General features: G+C 64.2%; 3 protein-coding genes. 1 reads left to right on the top strand and 2 read right to left on the bottom strand.

The window, feature by feature from the left end; translation table 11 throughout:
• On the bottom strand, window positions 1–272 hold a 272-nt coding region (locus HII36_RS55365), incomplete at its 3' end, for a DUF1015 family protein (RefSeq protein WP_328808336.1).
• Between the two features lie 119 nt (window positions 273–391).
• Between HII36_RS55365 and HII36_RS55360 the strand changes: the two genes are divergently transcribed.
• Entirely contained in the window at window positions 392–814 is a 423-nt protein-coding gene (locus HII36_RS55360; protein ID WP_173531416.1) for a tetratricopeptide repeat protein, read from the top strand.
• Between the two features lie 67 nt (window positions 815–881).
• Here HII36_RS55360 and HII36_RS56230 read toward each other — a convergent pair.
• Window positions 882–1,110, bottom strand: a 229-nt coding sequence (locus HII36_RS56230) for a hypothetical protein (protein ID WP_217371170.1), incomplete at its 5' end; no start/stop codon positions are given.

Raw genomic sequence — 1,110 nt, 5'->3', positions numbered from 1 at the left:
GGGGCGTTGCCCGTCGGTGATGCGGCAGGGGTGTTGTCCGGCGGTGATGCGGTGGAGGCGTTGGCGCCGGGGGAATCGAGAGCGCTGGAGCAGGGAAGGATCAATCTGACGACGTTGTTGGGATGAGAATCCAAGAGGGCGCCGACATCGCCGTTGGAGATCAGATCGTAGGGCGGGGAGGTCAGCTTGGCGGGATCTTCGACCGCGAAACGTACACCTCGAAAGGGCCGTAGCACCAGTCCATCCGGTACCGGCAGTTCAGGATTCCCCATACCGGGCATGCTCCCATAAATGCTCGAGACTTCAGGTAGCCGCCCCAGCATTCCCGCCGAGCCGTCCCGCAAACGAGGTGCGGCGGGATCCGTCTTTGCCTGTGAAGGAGGCCTCGCGCATGGCTGAGGATGGAAACGTTCACGATGAGTCCTCGGGCGCGCCGGGGGGCGGGGTCTACGACTGGTACCAGCGCGCGATGAAGTTGCTCAAGGAGGGCAGCCCGGCGGCGGCTGCGGCGTTGCTCGAGCGTGCGGCCGCGGTCGAGCCCGAGTCGCGGAGCATTCTGGAGGCGTTGGCGCGGGCGCAGTTCAATTCCCGGCAGTACGCGGAGGCTGCGGCCAGTTTCCGGCAGATCGTGAACGCCAATCCGGCCGAGGACTATGCGTACTTCGGGCTGGGATTGTCGCTGTGGCGGACCGGGGACGTCGAGGGGGCTCAGGAGCCGCTGGCGATCGCGGTGGCCATGCGGCCGGATGAGCGGCATTACGTGTCGGCTTTGAAGAGCGTCCGGGCGACGTTGCGGGCTCGGCGGGAGATGTGAGGGGCGAGGGTGTCGCCGGCTCAACTCCATGAGGCGCCAAGACATCCGGGCGGTCAGGACGTCGAGGTCAAGACGTCGGGGTGAGGGTGTCGAGGTGTAGACGTTGAGGTGAAGACGTCGATGCGTCAAGGCGTTGAACATCAAGGGTTTTGTAGGTTGAAGGTTCTCTCTGTTCCGTGGGCGTCGTTTTCTTGAATTGCGGCTTGTGGGTGTTCGGCTCGTGGTTGTCGAGCGGTGTGACGGGTGCCGTGTCGGGGAGTTGAGCGGGTTCGAGGGCCTGTTTCTTATACACATTT

The sequence above is a fragment of the Nonomuraea antri genome, from assembly GCF_013283785.1.
Taxonomy (GTDB): Bacteria; Actinomycetota; Actinomycetes; order Streptosporangiales; family Streptosporangiaceae; genus Nonomuraea; species Nonomuraea antri.
This window is presented reverse-complemented; position numbering and strand designations above follow the sequence as displayed.

Coding starts and splice junctions, on each gene's coding strand:
- HII36_RS55360 (WP_173531416.1), top strand. CDS start 392: ATGGCTGAGGATGGAAACGTTCACGATGAGTCCTCGGGCGCGCCGGGG.